Source organism: Streptomyces sp. NBC_00996, from assembly GCF_045162675.1.
Classification (GTDB): domain Bacteria; phylum Actinomycetota; class Actinomycetes; order Streptomycetales; family Streptomycetaceae; genus Streptomyces.
Genome location: NZ_CP108723.1, coordinates 2609464 through 2624787, shown reverse-complemented (window position 1 = coordinate 2624787; position 15324 = coordinate 2609464). Strand labels below are relative to the sequence as shown.

Genomic DNA, 15324 nt, shown 5'->3' with positions numbered 1-15324 from the left:
CTCCCCGACGATCACGCGGCGGCGACTCGGGGGAGTGGAAGTTGGCCGGTACGCGCGGGAATTGGATGAGTGACGGGCTGACGGTGCGCTCGATCCTGCAGCCGAAACAGGTGGCGCAGGCGTTGTACCACCCGGCGTGGATCCCGGAATCGGTCGATCCGTCCGTGGATCGGCTCAAGAAGGTACGCATCATCGCCGGAGCGGTCGCGGCCTTCGGCGTGTACACCTTCGTGCAGCGCAAGTTCAACTTCGAAGAAGTGCTGGAGAACATGCTGACGGCGTCCGTCGTCGTGCTGTTCATCACGCCGCTGACGGTCGGCGTGATGCTCTTCGTGTGGCGGCGTACCGGGACCGTCCGCCAGCTGCGGGTGCCGCTCGTCAACTCGCTCAAGCTGCTGCTGTTCTTCATCGGCTCGGTCGTCGGGTTGGTGTTCCTGTGGCAGGCGACGACGATGCTCGGCGGCTTCTGGCTGGTGCCGCTCGGCTTCACGGCGCTCTGGCTGACCGGCATGGTGGCCTACGGAGCGGTGCAGGTGTCCGGGAACTTCTTCGGTACGGCCGCCGTCCACCGGTGCCTGCCGCCGCTGCTCGCCACGGTGACGACATGGCTGATGGCGCTCCCGGACCTGCTCACGGGCGACCTGCACGGGCTCAGCTTCAAGATGGGCATCGTCTTCATCCTGGGCGCGCCGGTGACGGTCACGGGCATAGCGGCCTTGGAGATGAACCGGCTCCGCCGCCGGTACGGGATCCGGCTGGGCGCCCATCCCGCGACACTGCCAGCGCCGCGCCCGGCGCAACCGCCGGCGTACCCGACGCCCAACGGGTTCGTGCCGCCGCAGGGGAATCCGTATCCGCCCGGGAACCCGTACGCCCCGTACCCGCCACAGGGACATCCGTACCCTCCACAGGGACATCCGTACGCCCCGAACCCGCAGGGCAACCCCTATGGGCCGGGGACGCCGCAAAACCTGCCCCCGTACCCCTTCGGCCAAGGGCCGTACGGGTCCTGACCGGGCTCAGGCCACCGCGCTCAGGGTGTCCGCCAGTCGCCGTCGGGCCGCTCGCGCCGCGGGCAGGGCGGCGAGTCCGGCGGCGCCCAGCACAGCGGCCGAGCCGAACAGCAGAAGAAGCGCGGGGGACGGCTCCTGGGCGATGCCGGCGCCGATGCCGCTCGACCTGCCCTGGGCGTCGATCAGCCAGTGCGCGAGGGGCACCCCCAGTGCCGTCCCGACGACGACCGCTGCCAGGGCCGTGCACCCTGTCGCCGTCACGGTGACCGCGGTGATCTGCCGCGGAGTCAGCCCGATCGCCTTCAGCGCCAGCAGATCCCGCTCGCCCTCGCGCACGGTGCCGCCGATCGCGGTGAGCAGTTCGATGAGCCCGATCAGGGCCAGCACGGCGATCAGCCCGACGACGACCCCGCGCAGGGGCGAGAGCCCGTCGGCCGGGTTGGTCACGGTGTGCACGTCGAAGCGTCCGTGCGCGGCCGTGGCCAGCTCGGTGGCCACCTTGTGCGGGTCGGCGCCGGGACGCAGCTGGAGCTGGTAGAGGGTCGGCCGGAGGGCGGGGTCGTTCTCGCGGAGGGTGTCGAGCGAGGTCGAGATGACCCGGCCGCCGTTCTCCGGCTCGATGCTGCGGCCCACGATGTGCAGGATCTGCGGCTGAGCGCCCACCGTTATTCGCACCCAGTCGCCGACGCGCACGTCCAGCAGATCGAGCAGTCCCTGACCTGCCACCGCCTCGTCGGGTCCGCGCGCGGGGCGGCCCTCGGCCAGCGAGAAGGGGTAGGGATCCTGGTGGGTGCCGAGGCCGCGCAGAGCGATCGTGCCCGTCTGGCCGGGGACGAGCGCGGCCACCTCCACGCCCGGGTGGACGGCGGTGACCTGCGGGTTCTGGGCCAGCAGGGCCCGCACGTCGGGATCGCTCAGGCTCTCGTCCGCCCGCACCGTGAGCGCGGCCGCCAGACCGATCTGCTCGGGCCTGCTGTGGAAGCGGTCGATGGTGGTCCACGCGCTCATGGCCACCACGATGAGCAGCAGCGGCAGGGTGAGACGGGCGACGGTGGCCAGCGAGCGCGGCCGTCGCGTGAACGCCTTGTGCCAGCCCAGGACCAGAGCGGACGGCACCCGCAGCCCGAGCGCCCCGCGCGCCAGGCCCGACAACCTTCCGCCGATCGGCGCGGCGGCCCGCAGCACCGGCACCGGCGGCACCCGTCCGGCGCGCCACGCGGCGAGTCCGGTCGTCGCGGCGATGAACAGCACCGCGGCCACGGGTATCGCGACGAGGGCCGCCGTGTGCCCCGGCAGCCCTTGCCATACGCCGACCGCGTCGCCGAGACGTCCCGGAATCCGGCTGCCCAGCGTCTCGCAGAGCGCGGCGGCGAGCACAGCGCCCAGCAGCGCGAACGCCACGTGCTGGAGCAGGAAGATGCGCACCACCTGGCCGGGGGTGAAACCGATCGCCTTCAGCACCGAGATGTCCCGCAGATGGCCGCGGATACGGGTGCCGATCGCACCGTGCGCGGCGAGCGCGGCGGCGAGCAGCGCGCCGAGGCCGAACAGGCCCAGCACCTGCCCCAGCAGCCGGTTGTCGCCCTGTGCCTCGGCCCGTGCCTGCTGCCAGGGGGAGACCTCGGTGACCGCTCCGGCGCCGAGGAGGGTGACGGCCCGCTGGACGGCGTAGTCGGTGTCGTCGGGATTGGTCAGCCGCAGCCCGATCACCTGGCCGGCGCGCCCGGCGGTGCGCTGCACGGCGGACGGGAGCGCCCATACGAGGCCCGAGTGCTCGCCGGGGCTGTAGTGCGGCTCGGCGCTGTCGGCGACGCCCAGGACGGTCAGGGTCCGTGCGGTGCCGGGCACGGTGAGGGTGTCGCCCGGCTCGGCCCACAGCGCCTGGGCGAGGCTGCTGTCCAGGACCACGCCGTCCGGCGCGGCGGGGTCGAGCCAGCGGCCGGAGGTGAGCAGCGGGCGACCGATCGAGGGAGGCTCGACGGCGCCGCGCAGTTCGATGGAGGCGCGGGTGCCGCGCGACTCCACGGTGGCGGCGGTGGTGGGGTATGGGCCCGCTACGGACTCGACTCCGTCCAGGTCGGCGAGCCTCGGTGCGTCGGCCGACGGGCCGGTGTGGATCCACACGTGCGCACCGTGCGACTGGGTGAAGACGCGCTGCCAGGGGTTGGTCGCGTACCCGAAGAGTGCCGTGGCCAGCAGCAGCGAGGCGACGATCCCGGCGGTGGCCAGCACGATGAACAGCGCTTCGCCGCGATGCGTCCGCAGATCGGCGTGCGCCCAGCGCAGAGTGGCTCGCATCCCGGTTCAGCCTCTCGGCTCGCGCACGAGGGAACGGTTCATCGGCAGGGGGTCACGTACCTCGCGCACGAGGGAAGGACGCATGCGTAGGGGCTGACGTGCGAGGGGAGAGTGCATGGTCAGGGGCTGGCGTGCGAGGGAAGGACGTATGCGTAGGGGCTGACGTGCGAGGGGAGAGTGCATGGTCAGGGGCTGGCGTGCGAGGGAAGGACGCATGCGTAGGGGCTGACGTGCGAGGGAAGAGGGCATCGGCAGGAGCTCGCGTACGAGGGCCCAGGTCCCGGCGAGAGGCTTGGACAGGGGGGAGCAGGTCTTCGACAGAGGCTTGCGCACGGCGGCTCAGTCCTTCAGTTCCAGCACGCCGGATATCCCCACGCCCCGCGACGGTGTCCCGTCGAGCGCCGCGTCGTCGGCGATGCGGCCGTCGAAGAAGCTGATCACCCGGTCCGCGGCGCTCGCGAGCCGCGCGTCATGCGTGACCAGCAGGATGGTCTGGCCGCGCTGGTGGAAGCGGGACAGCAGCCGGGTCACCTCGCGGGTGCCCTTGCTGTCGAGGCTGCCCGCGGGTTCGTCGGCGAGCAGCAGCGGCGGATGGTTGACCAGGGCCCGCGCGAGTGCGACGCGCTGCTGCTCGCCGCCGGACAGTTCGCCCGGCATGCTGCGCTCCTTGCCCTCCAGACCCAGCTCGGCGAGGAGCCCCTCGCGCTCGGCGCGCGCCTGCTTGGGGGAGACCCCGGCGAGCAGGGCGGGCAGTTCGACGTTGTCGGCGACCGACAGGTTCGACACCAGGTTGAAGAACTGGAAGACGATGCCGATGCGACGCCGACGCTCGACCGCCCAGCGTGCCTCGCTGTACGCGTCCGTGCACTCGCCGTCCAGCCAGACGCTGCCGGAATCCGGTCGCTCGAGCCCGCCGAGCAGATGCAGCAGGGTCGACTTCCCGGCACCGGACGGGCCCGTGACGGCCACGAACTCGCCCTTTTGCACGGCGAGGTCCACGCCGCGTACGGCATGCGCGGGCGCACCCTCGCCGTAGTGGGTCTTGACCAGGCCCTCGGCGCGCAGCACGGGGGCGTCCTCGGCGCGTGGCGAAGGAGGGGTGCGGCTCATTCCAGCTCCTCCAACTCCTCCTGGCAGCGCTCCAGCCAGTCGAGATCGGCCTGCAGATGCAGCATGGCGCCCTCGATGAGCAGCTGGGAGATGCGGTTGTCCCGGTCCTCGGCCGCGGCGAGCTTCGACAGATCGCGCATGGTGTTCAGATACTGGCGCCGCTGCTTGTTGATCAGGGCGATCTGATCGGCGAGACCGGTCTGCGGTGCGAGCGCGAGCTTCATGAAGAACTCGTCCCGTACGCGCGGCTCGTCCGCCGCCTCCTCGTACCAGGCGCGCAGCGCCTCACGCCCGGCGTCGGTGAGGTGATAGATCTTCTTGTTGGGTCGGCTCGACTGCTCGACTTCCTCGCCCGCGATCAGTCCCGACTTCTCGAGGCGGCTGAGCGTCACATAGATCTGGCCGACGTTCGGCTGAGGGTACGCGGCACCCAGCAGTTGCTCAAGGTCCTGCTTGAGCTCGTAGCCATGGGCGGGTCTGCGCGCCAGCAGGGCCAGGAGGGACAGCCGCACTCGTGCTCTCCTCCCCGCTTCCTTGTAATGTGCCGCAGGCCCACGTGCCCGAGGCCAATGTGCCGCAGGCCCTAGTATCGCCCATACCTAACAGGTATACATGGCCTCTGACTCCGGGCGAAGGTGCTCGGTGCCGGTGTACAGGGAGGAACCTATGCGGTGGATACGCGCCGCCGGTAGGGGCCTCCTGGTCGCGGCGGTGGTCCTGTCCGGTTACGTCGCCTCGGGCGCGCGCGAGGACGGAGCGCACGGCGACGGCCGCGGACCGCTCACCCTGGCCACCGCCGGTGACCTCACCAACTACCTGGGTCCGCTGCTCGACGGCTGGAACCGCACCCACCCCGGCGAGAAGGTCACCCTCGTCGAACTGCCGGACTCCGCGGACGAGACCCACGCGCAGATGACCACCGACCTGCGTGGCGGCGACCGGAGCCGCTTCGACGTCCTCAACATCGACGTCGCCTGGACCTCGGAGTTCGCCGCCGCGGGCTGGATCTCCCCACTGCCGCGCGCCCGTTTCCCCCTCGGTGGCTTCCTACAGCCCGTGGTGGACACGGCGAGGTACGACGGAAGGCTGTACGCCGTCCCGTATGTCACCAACGCCGGCCTCCTCCTTTACCGCAAGGACATCCTGGCCAAGGAGGGTGTGGCGCCCCCGCGCACCTGGGCCGAGCTGGAGAAACAGGCGAAGACCATCGCGCCGAAGTACGGACTCGACGGCTACGCAGGCCAGTTCCTGCCCTACGAGGGGCTCACCGTGAACGCCGCCGAGGCGGTCTACTCGGCGGGCGGCACGATCCTCGGCGACGAGGGCGAGCGCGTCACGGTCGACTCCGCGGCGGCCCGCGAGGGCATCGGCTTCCTCGCGGACGGCGTGCGCGACGGCTGGATCCCGAAGAAGGCGTTGACGTACAAGGAACAGGAGTCCAAACAGGCCTTCCAGGACGGTCATCTCCTCTTCCTGCGCAACTGGCCGTACGCCTACGTCAGCGCCTCCGCCAAGGGCTCGGAGGTCGCCGGGAAGGTTGGCGCGGTGCCGCTGCCCGGCCCCGACGGGCCGGGAACGAGCGTGCTCGGCGGCTCCAATCTCGCGGTCAACGCGCATGCCCGGCACCCCGACTCCGCCGCGCGCCTGATCGCGTACCTCACCAGTGAGCGGGTGCAGCGGCAGGTCCTCACGCGTGGCGCGCTGCCGCCCGTACGGGCCGACCTCTACCAGGACCCGGCGCTGATCCGGGAGTTCCCGTATCTCCCGACGCTGCGCGCGAGCGTCCTCGCGGCGGCGCCGCGCCCCAAGAGTCCCCGGTACGACCAGGTCAGCCTGGCCGTGCAGGCCGTCGTGCACGACGCGCTGACCGGGCACGAGACGCCCGAGGCAGCGGTGCGCCGGCTGGCCCGCGAGCTGGCGGACATCTCACGTCGGGGCTGAGCCCTCCTTTTCGCCGCACTCGACGGCCCCTAGTTACATGTTAGGTAACGCGCTCATCTCAACTTCGACCTCCACGGGTGAAAAAGTCAGCATATAAAGACCCAACTTCCAGATGCGTAAAGCCCACTCGTTGACACCCCTGCGACACGCCTACTTAACATGCATGCATAACCGGAGGCACGCACAGACAGGTCAACGGGTGAAGCTCAACACGCACCGCTGGTGGCGCGACGCAGTGATCTACCAGGTGTACGTCCGGAGTTTTCTGGACAGCACCGGGGACGGCATCGGCGATCTCGCCGGAGTCCGGGCCGGACTGCCGTATCTGAAGAAGCTCGGGGTCGACGGCATCTGGCTGAGCCCCTTCTACCCCTCGCCGCAGCACGACCACGGCTACGACGTCGCCGACTACTGCGACGTGGACCCGCTCTTCGGCGACCTCGCCGAGTTCGACCTGCTGATGACGGACGCCCGGCGCCTCGGCGTCAAGGTGCTCCTGGACATCGTCCCCAACCACTGCTCCAGCGAGCACCCGTGGTTCCAGGAGGCACTGGTCTCGGCGCCGGGCAGCGCGGCCCGCGGCCGCTTCCACTTCGCCGACGGCCGGGGCCCGGACGGGGCCGAGCCGCCCAACAACTGGCACGCCATGTTCGGTGGCCCCGCCTGGAGCCGGGTCACCGAGCAGGACGGCACGCCCGGCCAGTGGTACCTGCACATGTTCACGCCCGAGCAGCCCGACCTGAACTGGCGCAATCCCGAGGTCGGTACCCACTTCGACCACGCGCTGCGCTTCTGGCTCGACCGGGGAGTCGACGGCTTCCGCATCGACGTGGCCGCCGGGCTCTACAAGCACCCCGACCTGCCGGACTCGCCCGACCCGGAGGCCGATGCCCGCACCCGCGACTCGGTCAACCCGCTCGCCTGGAACCAGCCCGAGGTGCACGACGTCTGGCGCCATTGGCGGTCGGTGTGCGAGGAGTACACCGACCGGGACGGCAGAGAGCGGCTGCTCGTGGGCGAGGTCTCCGTGCCGACCGCCCGCGAACACGCCCAGTACGTACGCCACGACGAGCTGCACCAGGCCTTCTTCTTCGACCTGCTCAGCGCGCCGTGGAACGCCGACGCCTTCCGCAAGGTCATATCCGAGGCCATGCAGGACATCGCGGGCACCGGCTCGACGGTCACCTGGGTGCTCAACAACCACGACCAGGTCCGTACCGTCACCCGGTACGGCGAGCTCGGCACCGAGGGCAGCGGCCTCGGCGCCGCCCGCGCCCGCGCCGCCGCGCTGCTGATGCTTGCGCTGCCCGGAGCCGCGTACATCTACCAGGGCGAGGAGCTCGGGCTGCCCGAGGTCGTCGACCTGCCCGACGACGTGCTCACCGACCCGATCTTCCGCCGGACCGGCAGCCGCGCCAGGATCCGCGACGGTTGCCGGGTGCCGCTGCCCTGGTCGGGACATGCCTCGCCGTTCGGCTTCACCTCGGGCGTCGAGAGCGCCAAGCCGTGGCTGCCGCAGCCCGCCTACTTCGCCGAGTACGCCACCGACCGCGCGCTCGCCGACACCCGGTCCTTCTGGCACCTCTACCGCGACGGACTCCAACTGCGCGCGGGACTGCCCCAGTTGGGCGAAGGCGTACTGCGCTGGCTGGACACCCAGCCCGGCGTCCTCGGCTTCGTCCGCGGTGACGGCCTGGTCTGCGCCGTCAACTTCGGTACGGCGCCCACGCCCGCGCCGGTGTCCGGCACCCCGCTGCTGTCCAGCGGCCCCTGCGCGCCCGGCGTCCTGCCCGGCTCGACGGCCGCCTGGTGGATCAGCGACTGCACCAACCCCTGAGCCCCACGACCCACCGACGCGTGAGCCCCATCCCTCCTGATGGCCGATTGCCCGTCATTTACCCGTCAGTTTCCCCGCCCTCGAAGGGACATCAACGATGATGCGACGACGTACGACCCTGCTCGCGAGCTGCACCGCCCTCGCCCTCGCCCTCGGCGCCACCGCCTGTGGTGGCGGCCCCGTCGCCGCGGGCGGTGGCGGCAAGTCGCTCAGCGGCCAGACGATCACCGTGGCCGGTGTCTGGTCCGGCAGTGAGCAGAAGAACTTCCAGAAGGTCCTGGACGCCTTCACCGAGAAGACCGGCGCCAAGACCCAGTTCATGTCCACCGGCGACAATGTCTCCACCGTCGTCGGCAGCAAGATCGAGGGCGGCAACGCCCCCGACGTGGTGATGGTCCCGCAGGTCGGTGTGCTCCAGCAGTTCGCGAAGGAGGGCTGGCTCAAGCCGCTGTCCAAGACCACCGAGCAGTCCGTCGACAGCAACTACGCGAGCGTGTGGAAGAACTACGGCAGCGTCGACGGCACCCTGTACGGCCTGTACTTCAAGGCCGCCCACAAGTCGACAGTCTGGTACAGCCCCGACGCCCTCGACCAGGCGGGCGTCAAGCCGCCGACGACGTACGACGCGATGCTGAAGGCCGGACACACCGTCTCCGAATCGGGCCTCGCGGCCTTCTCCGTCGCGGGACAGGACGGCTGGACGCTCACCGACTGGTTCGAGAACATCTACCTCTCCCAGGCCGGACCCGAGAAGTACGACGCCCTGGCCGCCCACAAGATCAAGTGGACCGACCCGACCGTGGTCGAGGCCCTCACCACCCTCGGCAAGCTCTTCAAGGACAAGCAGCTGATAGCCGGCGGTCGGAAGGAGGCGCTGAACACCGACTTCCCCGGCTCCGTCGAGAAGGTCTTCGGGCCCAAGCCCGAGGCCGGCATGGTCTACGAGGGCGACTTCGTGGCCGGGGTCGCCAAGGACCAGTTCGGCAAGAAGATCGGCGAGGACGCCAACTTCTTCCCCTTCCCCGCGGTCGGCGGCGGCAAGGCGCCCGTGGTCAGCGGCGGCGACGCGGCCGTCGTCCTCAAGGACGGCAAGAACCAGAAGGCCGCCATGCAGTTCCTGGAGTACCTGGCCACCCCCGAAGCGTCGGCGGTGTGGGCCAAGGCGGGCGGATTCCTCTCCCCGAACAAGAAGCTCGACCTCTCCTCCTACGGCGACGACGTCACCCGCGAGACCGCCAAGTCCCTTGTCGCCGCCGGGGATTCGGTCCGCTTCGACATGTCCGACCAGGCCCCTGCCGCGTTCGGCGGCACCAAGGGCGCCGGTGAGTGGAAGCTCCTCCAGGACTTCCTGCGCGACCCGTCCGACCCGAAGGGGACCGCGGCCAAGCTCGAGAGCGCGGCGGCCAAGGCATACCAGGGCTGATCGTCATGACCGCCACGCTCCTCAAAGAGGCGAGCCCGCCGCCGGCCACCATGGCCGACCGCCGGCGGCGGGCCCGGCGACGCGGCCGCGTCATCGCCCTCGCCTTCGTCTTCCCCGCCCTGCTCCTGCTCGGCGCGCTCGTCGTCTACCCGGTGCTGTTCTCGGTGGGCCGCAGTTTCTTCGACGCCTCCGGCACCCGGTTCGTGGGCGGCGACAACTACACCGAGATGTTCCGTGACCCCGTCACGCTCAAGGCCGTCCGCAACACCGCGATCTGGGTGGTCGTCGCACCGGCTCTGCTCACCGGGCTCGGCCTGATCCTCGCCGTTCTCGTCGAGAAGGTGCGCTGGGCAACGGCGTTCAAGCTGCTGCTGTTCATGCCGATGGCCGTCTCCTTCCTCGCCGCGGGCATCATCTTCCGGCTCGCCTACGACGAGGATCCGGACAAGGGCGTTCTGAACGCCGCCGTCGTCTCCGTGCACGACGCCTTCAAGGGGACCTCGTCGTACCCGACCGCCCGCGCCCGGGACGGCCAGGGCCTGACCAAGGGCGCCGACGGCTCGTACCGTACGACCGCTGCCGCGTCCCCCGGCCACACCGTCGACCTCGGCCTGGTCGGCGTACTCCCGAAGGACCTGCCGCAGGGCGCGCGGCCCGCTTATCCGGCCGCGGCCCAGAAGGCGTCCGCCGACGAGATACGCGGCGTCGCCTATCTGGACTTCACCCGCGGCGGGGGAGGGCAGCAGGGCAAGGTCGACCGGCAGGAGAGCGGGCTGCCGGAGATGAAGGTCGAGGCGGTGCGCGACGGGAAGACCGTCGCGAGCACCACCACCGCGGACGACGGCTCCTTCCGCTTCCGGAGCCTCGGCTCGGGCTCGTACACCGTGCGGCTGCCCGCGTCGAACTTCGCCCCGCCGTACCAGGGCGTCTCCTGGCTGGGCCCCGCGCTCGTCACGCCCGCCATCATCGGCGCCTACCTGTGGATCTGGACCGGCTTCGCCATGGTCCTGATCGGCGCGGGGCTCGCCGCGCTGCCGCGCGACGCCCTGGAGGCGGCCCGGATCGACGGGGCGAACGAGTGGCAGATCTTCCGCCGGATCACCGTCCCGCTGCTCGGGCCCGTCCTCACCGTGGTCTTCGTGACGCTGGTCATCAACGTGATGAAGGTCTTCGACCTCGTCTACATCATCGCGCCGGGCCCAGTGCAGGAGGACGCCACCGTACTGGCCACCCAGATGTGGCTGGTGTCCTTCGGCGGCGGCAACAACCAGGGCCTGGGCAGCGCACTCGGGGTGCTGCTCCTGCTCCTGGTGATCCCCGCCATGGTCATCAACGTCCGCCGTTTCCGAGGGAGTCAACGATGAACGCACTCAGGCGAGGGCTCGGCAACAGCCTGGTGCAGGCGTTTCTCGTCGTCGTGGGACTGGTGTGGCTGACCCCGCTCGCGGGACTCTTCCTGTCCTCGCTGCGATCCGCCCAGGACACGGCGAAGGGGGGCTGGTGGACCGCTTTGAAGAGCCCCGGGCAGCTGTCCTTCGACAACTACTCGGCGCTGCTGGGCAATTCGGGGATGACACGGGCATTCTGGAACACCGTACTGATCTCCGTCCCGGCGACCTTCCTCGTCGTCGTGCTCGCCGCGCTCGCCGGATACGCCTTCGCATGGCTGGACTTCCCGGGGCGCGAACCGCTCTTCCTGCTGGTGGTCGCATTGCTGGTGGTGCCGGTGCAGATCGGTCTGCTCCCGGTGGCCAAACTCTTCGGCCAGCTGGGCCTGTTCGGCACGATTCCGGGTGTCGTCCTCTTCCACGTGTCGTACGGGCTGCCGTTCGCGATCTTCCTGCTGCGCAACTACTTCGCGGAGATGCCTCGGGAGATGCTGGAGGCGGCGCGCATGGACGGCGGCACCGAGTGGCGTATCTTCACCCGGCTCGTGCTGCCGGTGGGGCGGCCGGCCATCGCGAGCCTCGCCATCTTCCAGTTCCTCTGGGTCTGGAACGACATGCTGGTCGCACTGCTCTTCGCCGACAGCTCCTCGCAGCCGCTGACGGTTGAACTCCAGTCGCAGATACGGCAGTTCGGAAGCAACATCGATGTGCTGGCGCCCGGCGCGTTTCTGTCTTTGGTGGTGCCGGTGGTCGTGTTCTTCGCCTTCCAGCGGCACTTTGTGCAAGGCGTGATGGCCGGGTCGGTGAAGTGACCCGGCCCATGCCGGCCTGGCGACTGCGGGTCGGTGGGGGCTTGCCCCGCAGTTCTTCAAGGGCGCGGGGAACGGCGCAATCTGTTGAGCGGGGGTCTGGGGGCGACAGCCTCCAGGTACGGGAACGGGTAGGGGCGGCGGGGGCGAAACAAACCCCGCCGCCCCTACCTTCCGGGCTCAGGCCGAAGCCGGCGGATACAGGGATCGCGGCAGCTGGGAAGCCGCTGCCGCGTCCAGGAGCCACAGGGTGCGGGAGCGGCCGTGGGCGCCCGCTGCCGGAGCCTGTACCTCGCCCGCGCCCGACAGGGCGATCGCCGCGGCCTGGGCCTTGTCCTCGCCCGCTGCCAGCAGCCACACCTCGCGGGCGGAGCGGATCGCGGGGAGGGTGAGGGAGATCCGGGTCGGCGGGGGCTTCGGTGCGCCGTGTACGCCGACCACCGTCCGCTCCGTCTCCCGCACCGCGGGGAGCTCCGGGAAGAGCGAGGCCACGTGGGTGTCGGGCCCGACGCCCAGCATCAGGACGTCGAAGGTCGGCACGGACCCGTGGTTCTCGGGCCCGGAGGCCTTCGTGAGCTCGGCGGCGTACGCCTCCGCCGCCGCGTCCACGTCGGCGCCGTAGGGACCGTCGGACACCGGCATCGGGTGCACCCGCGCGGGGTCCAGCGGCACCGAGTCCAGCAGCGCCGCACGGGCCTGCGTGTCGTTGCGGTCGGGGTCGCCCGCGGGCAGGAACCGCTCGTCGCCCCACCACAGGTCGAGGCGGCCCCAGTCGATGGCGTCCCGCGCGGGCGCGGCGGCCAGCGCGGCCAGCAGGCCGTTGCCGTTGCGGCCGCCGGTGAGCACGACCGAGGCGTAGCCGCGCGAGGCCTGCGCGTCCACGATCTTCGTGATCAGCCGGGCCGCGGCGGCCTGGGCCATCAGCTCCTTGTCGCGGTGGACGACGAGCTGCGGAGTGCTCACTTTGCGGCCGCCTTCTTCGCGGGAGCCTTCTTGGCCGGAGCCTTGGCGGGGGCCTTCGTCGCGGTCGTCCCGGAGGCGGAGGCCTCCGTCTCCGACGGGTTCAGCCGGTCCACCCCGTAGCGCAGTGCCGACGCGTACGTGTCGTCCGGGTCGAGGCGGCGCAGCTCCTCCGCGATCAGCTCGGACGTCTCGCGGCGCTTGAGCGCCACCGCGCGGTCGGGCTGCCCCTGGATGGACAGGGTCGCCAGGGAGCCGTCGGCGCGGTCCAGGACGATCGGGCCGCAACTCGTGTCCAGTCGGACGGCGGTGAGGCCGGGACCGGAGGACACAGAGCGCTTGACGGGCACGTCGAGGCGGTCCGCGAGCCACATGGCGAGCAGCTCGCAGCTCGGGTTGAACTCCTCGCCCTCCACCTCGACCGCGTCCACCTCGCAGATGACCTGGTCCAGGGCCGCCGCCAGCATCGAGCGCCAGGGCGTGATGCGGGTCCAGGAGAGGTCGGTGTCACCCGGCGTGTAGGCGTCGGCGCGGGCGCTCAGCTCCCGTACCGGCGCTTCGGCCGCGTAGGTGTCGGTCACGCGGCGTTGGCCGAGCGCGCCGAGCGGGTCCTTGGCCGGGTCGAGCGGCGCGTTCACAGGCCACCAGACGACGACCGGCGCGTCCGGCAGCAGCAGCGGCAGGACGACCGACTGGGCGTGGTTGACGACCTCGCCGTACAGGCGCAGCACCACCGTCTCGCCGGTGCCGGCCTCCGCGCCGAGCCGCACCTCGGCGTCGAGGCGTGACTTCGTGCGGTCGCGGGGCGAACGCGAGACGCGCTTGATGACCACGAGGGTGCGCGAGGGGTGCTCGCGAGAGGCCTCGTTGGCGGCCTTCAGTGCGTCGTAGGCGTTCTCCTCGTCGGTGACGATGACGAGGGTGAGCACCATGCCGACAGCGGGCGTGCCGATGGCGCGGCGGCCCTGCACGAGCGCCTTGTTGATCTTGCTGGCCGTGGTGTCCGTGAGATCGGTCTTCATGGGCGACGCCAGCTCCGTCCGTCTCGCTCGAGCATTTCGTCCGCCTCGACGGGGCCCCACGTGCCCGCGGGGTACTGCGCGGGCTTGCCGTGCTTGTCCCAGTACTCCTCGATCGGGTCGAGGATCTTCCAGGACAGCTCGACCTCCTCGGTGCGCGGGAAGAGGTTCGAGTCGCCCAGCAGGACGTCCAGGATCAGGCGCTCGTACGCCTCCGGGCTCGACTCGGTGAAGGACTCGCCGTACGCGAAGTCCATCGAGACGTCCCGGATCTCCATCGAGGTGCCGGGCACCTTGGAGCCGAAGCGGACCGTGACGCCCTCGTCGGGCTGGACGCGGAAGACGATCGCGTTCTGGCCCAGCTCCTCCGTCGCCGTGTGGTCGAAGGGGGAGTGCGGGGCGCGCTGGAAGACGACCGCGATCTCGGTGACGCGGCGTCCGAGGCGCTTGCCGGTGCGCAGGTAGAAGGGGACGCCCGCCCAGCGGCGGTTGTCGATCTCCACTTTGATCGCGGCGTACGTGTCGGTCTTCGACTTGGCGTCGATGCCGTCTTCCTGGAGGTAGCCGACGACCTTCTCGCCGCCCTGCCAGCCCGCCGCGTACTGCCCCCGGACCGTGTTCTTGCCCAGGTCCTTCGGCAGCCTGGCGGCGCCGAGCACCTTGGTCTTCTCTGCGGCGAGCGCGTCCGCGCCGAAGGAGGCAGGCTCCTCCATGGCCGTGAGGGCCATCAGCTGGAGCAGGTGGTTCTGGATGACGTCCCGGGCGGCGCCGATGCCGTCGTAGTAGCCGGCGCGGCCGCCGATACCGATGTCCTCGGCCATCGTGATCTGCACGTGGTCGACGAAGGACCGGTTCCAGATCGGCTCGAACATCGTGTTGGCGAAGCGGAGCGCCAGGATGTTCTGGACGGTCTCCTTGCCCAGGTAGTGGTCGATGCGGAAGACCTGGTCCGGCGCGAAGACCTCGTGGACGACCGCGTTGAGCTCCTCGGCCGACTTGAGGTCGTGGCCGAAGGGCTTCTCGATGACCGCGCGGCGCCAGGAGCCGTCCGACTGCTCGGCCAGGCGGTGCTTCTTCAGCTGCTTGATGACCACCGGGAAGGCGGACGGCGGCACGGAGAGATAGAAGGCGAAGTTGCCGCCCGTGCCCTGTGCCTTGTCCAGCTCGTCGATGGTCGAGCGCAGCCGTTCGAAGGCGTCGTCGTCGTCGAAGGTGCCCTGCACGAAGCGCATGCCCTGGACGAGCTGCTGCCAGACCTCCTCGCGGAAGGGCGTCCGGGCGTGTTCCTTGACCGCGTCATGGACCTCCTGGGCGAAGTCCTCGTTGGCCCACTCACGGCGTGCGAAGCCGACGAGTGAGAAGCCCGGTGGCAGCAGACCCCGGTTGGCGAGGTCGTACACGGCGGGCATCAGCTTTTTACGTGACAAATCGCCCGTGACGCCGAAAATGACCAGGCCCGACGGCCCCGCGATACGCGGGAGCCGTCGGTCTGCGGGGTCACGCAGCGGATTGCTGCTTGACAAGAT

12 protein-coding genes are annotated in these 15324 nt (G+C 70.4%); 6 read left to right on the top strand and 6 right to left on the bottom strand.

The window, feature by feature from the left end; genetic code table 11:
- Window positions 1–65 precede the first annotated feature (65 nt).
- Window positions 66–1013: a hypothetical protein gene (locus tag OG390_RS12505; protein ID WP_406167480.1), complete on the top strand. Its 948-nt coding sequence runs from the start codon at window positions 66–68 to the stop codon at window positions 1011–1013.
- A gap of 6 nt (window positions 1014–1019) precedes the next feature.
- On the opposite strand, the gene OG390_RS12500 is transcribed toward OG390_RS12505, so the two are convergent.
- The 3 genes from OG390_RS12500 to OG390_RS12490 form a co-directional block, all read right to left on the bottom strand.
- A complete protein-coding gene (locus OG390_RS12500; protein ID WP_406167478.1) occupies window positions 1020–3311 on the bottom strand; it encodes an ABC transporter permease in 2292 nt (763 codons plus the stop codon).
- A 339-nt stretch (window positions 3312–3650) separates the two neighbouring features.
- Window positions 3651–4421 (bottom strand): ABC transporter ATP-binding protein, encoded by a 771-nt coding sequence (locus OG390_RS12495; protein WP_406167476.1) that lies wholly within the window; start codon window positions 4419–4421, stop codon window positions 3651–3653.
- Window positions 4418–4933 carry a PadR family transcriptional regulator gene (locus OG390_RS12490; RefSeq protein WP_406167474.1) on the bottom strand — a complete coding sequence of 172 codons (516 nt, stop codon included), beginning with the start codon at window positions 4931–4933 and terminating at the stop codon, window positions 4418–4420. Before OG390_RS12490 ends, OG390_RS12495 begins: the two co-directional genes overlap by 4 nt.
- A gap of 154 nt (window positions 4934–5087) precedes the next feature.
- Between OG390_RS12490 and OG390_RS12485 the strand changes: the two genes are divergently transcribed.
- The 5 genes from OG390_RS12485 to OG390_RS12465 all read left to right on the top strand — a co-directional run bounded on the left by OG390_RS12485 (window position 5088) and on the right by OG390_RS12465 (window position 11822).
- Window positions 5088–6362 (top strand): ABC transporter substrate-binding protein, encoded by a 1275-nt coding sequence (locus tag OG390_RS12485; protein ID WP_406167472.1) that lies wholly within the window; start codon window positions 5088–5090, stop codon window positions 6360–6362.
- A 163-nt stretch (window positions 6363–6525) separates the two neighbouring features.
- On the top strand, window positions 6526–8199 hold the full coding sequence (locus tag OG390_RS12480) for a glycoside hydrolase family 13 protein (protein WP_406167470.1): 1674 nt from the start codon (window positions 6526–6528) through the stop codon (window positions 8197–8199).
- A gap of 97 nt (window positions 8200–8296) precedes the next feature.
- Complete coding sequence (locus OG390_RS12475; RefSeq protein ID WP_406167468.1) at window positions 8297–9622, top strand: ABC transporter substrate-binding protein; 1326 nt, start codon at window positions 8297–8299, stop codon at window positions 9620–9622.
- A gap of 5 nt (window positions 9623–9627) precedes the next feature.
- Complete coding sequence (locus OG390_RS12470; protein WP_406167466.1) at window positions 9628–10986, top strand: ABC transporter permease subunit; 1359 nt, start codon at window positions 9628–9630, stop codon at window positions 10984–10986.
- A complete protein-coding gene (locus tag OG390_RS12465) occupies window positions 10983–11822 on the top strand; it encodes a carbohydrate ABC transporter permease (RefSeq protein ID WP_399077731.1) in 840 nt (279 codons plus the stop codon). Before OG390_RS12470 ends, OG390_RS12465 begins: the two co-directional genes overlap by 4 nt.
- A 177-nt stretch (window positions 11823–11999) precedes the next feature.
- On the opposite strand, the gene pgl is transcribed toward OG390_RS12465, so the two are convergent.
- Genes pgl through zwf form a run of 3 tightly spaced genes read right to left on the bottom strand, consistent with a single transcriptional unit; the run spans window position 12000 to window position 15321 of the window.
- A complete protein-coding gene (gene pgl, locus OG390_RS12460) occupies window positions 12000–12782 on the bottom strand; it encodes a 6-phosphogluconolactonase (RefSeq protein WP_406167464.1) in 783 nt (260 codons plus the stop codon).
- Complete coding sequence (gene opcA, locus OG390_RS12455) at window positions 12779–13801, bottom strand: glucose-6-phosphate dehydrogenase assembly protein OpcA (protein WP_406167462.1); 1023 nt, start codon at window positions 13799–13801, stop codon at window positions 12779–12781. The genes pgl and opcA overlap by 4 nt, the downstream gene beginning before the upstream one ends.
- Window positions 13798–15321, bottom strand: coding sequence for a glucose-6-phosphate dehydrogenase (gene zwf, locus OG390_RS12450; RefSeq protein WP_406167461.1), 1524 nt, complete (start codon window positions 15319–15321; stop codon window positions 13798–13800). Before zwf ends, opcA begins: the two co-directional genes overlap by 4 nt.
- Between the last annotated feature and the right edge of the window lie 3 nt (window positions 15322–15324).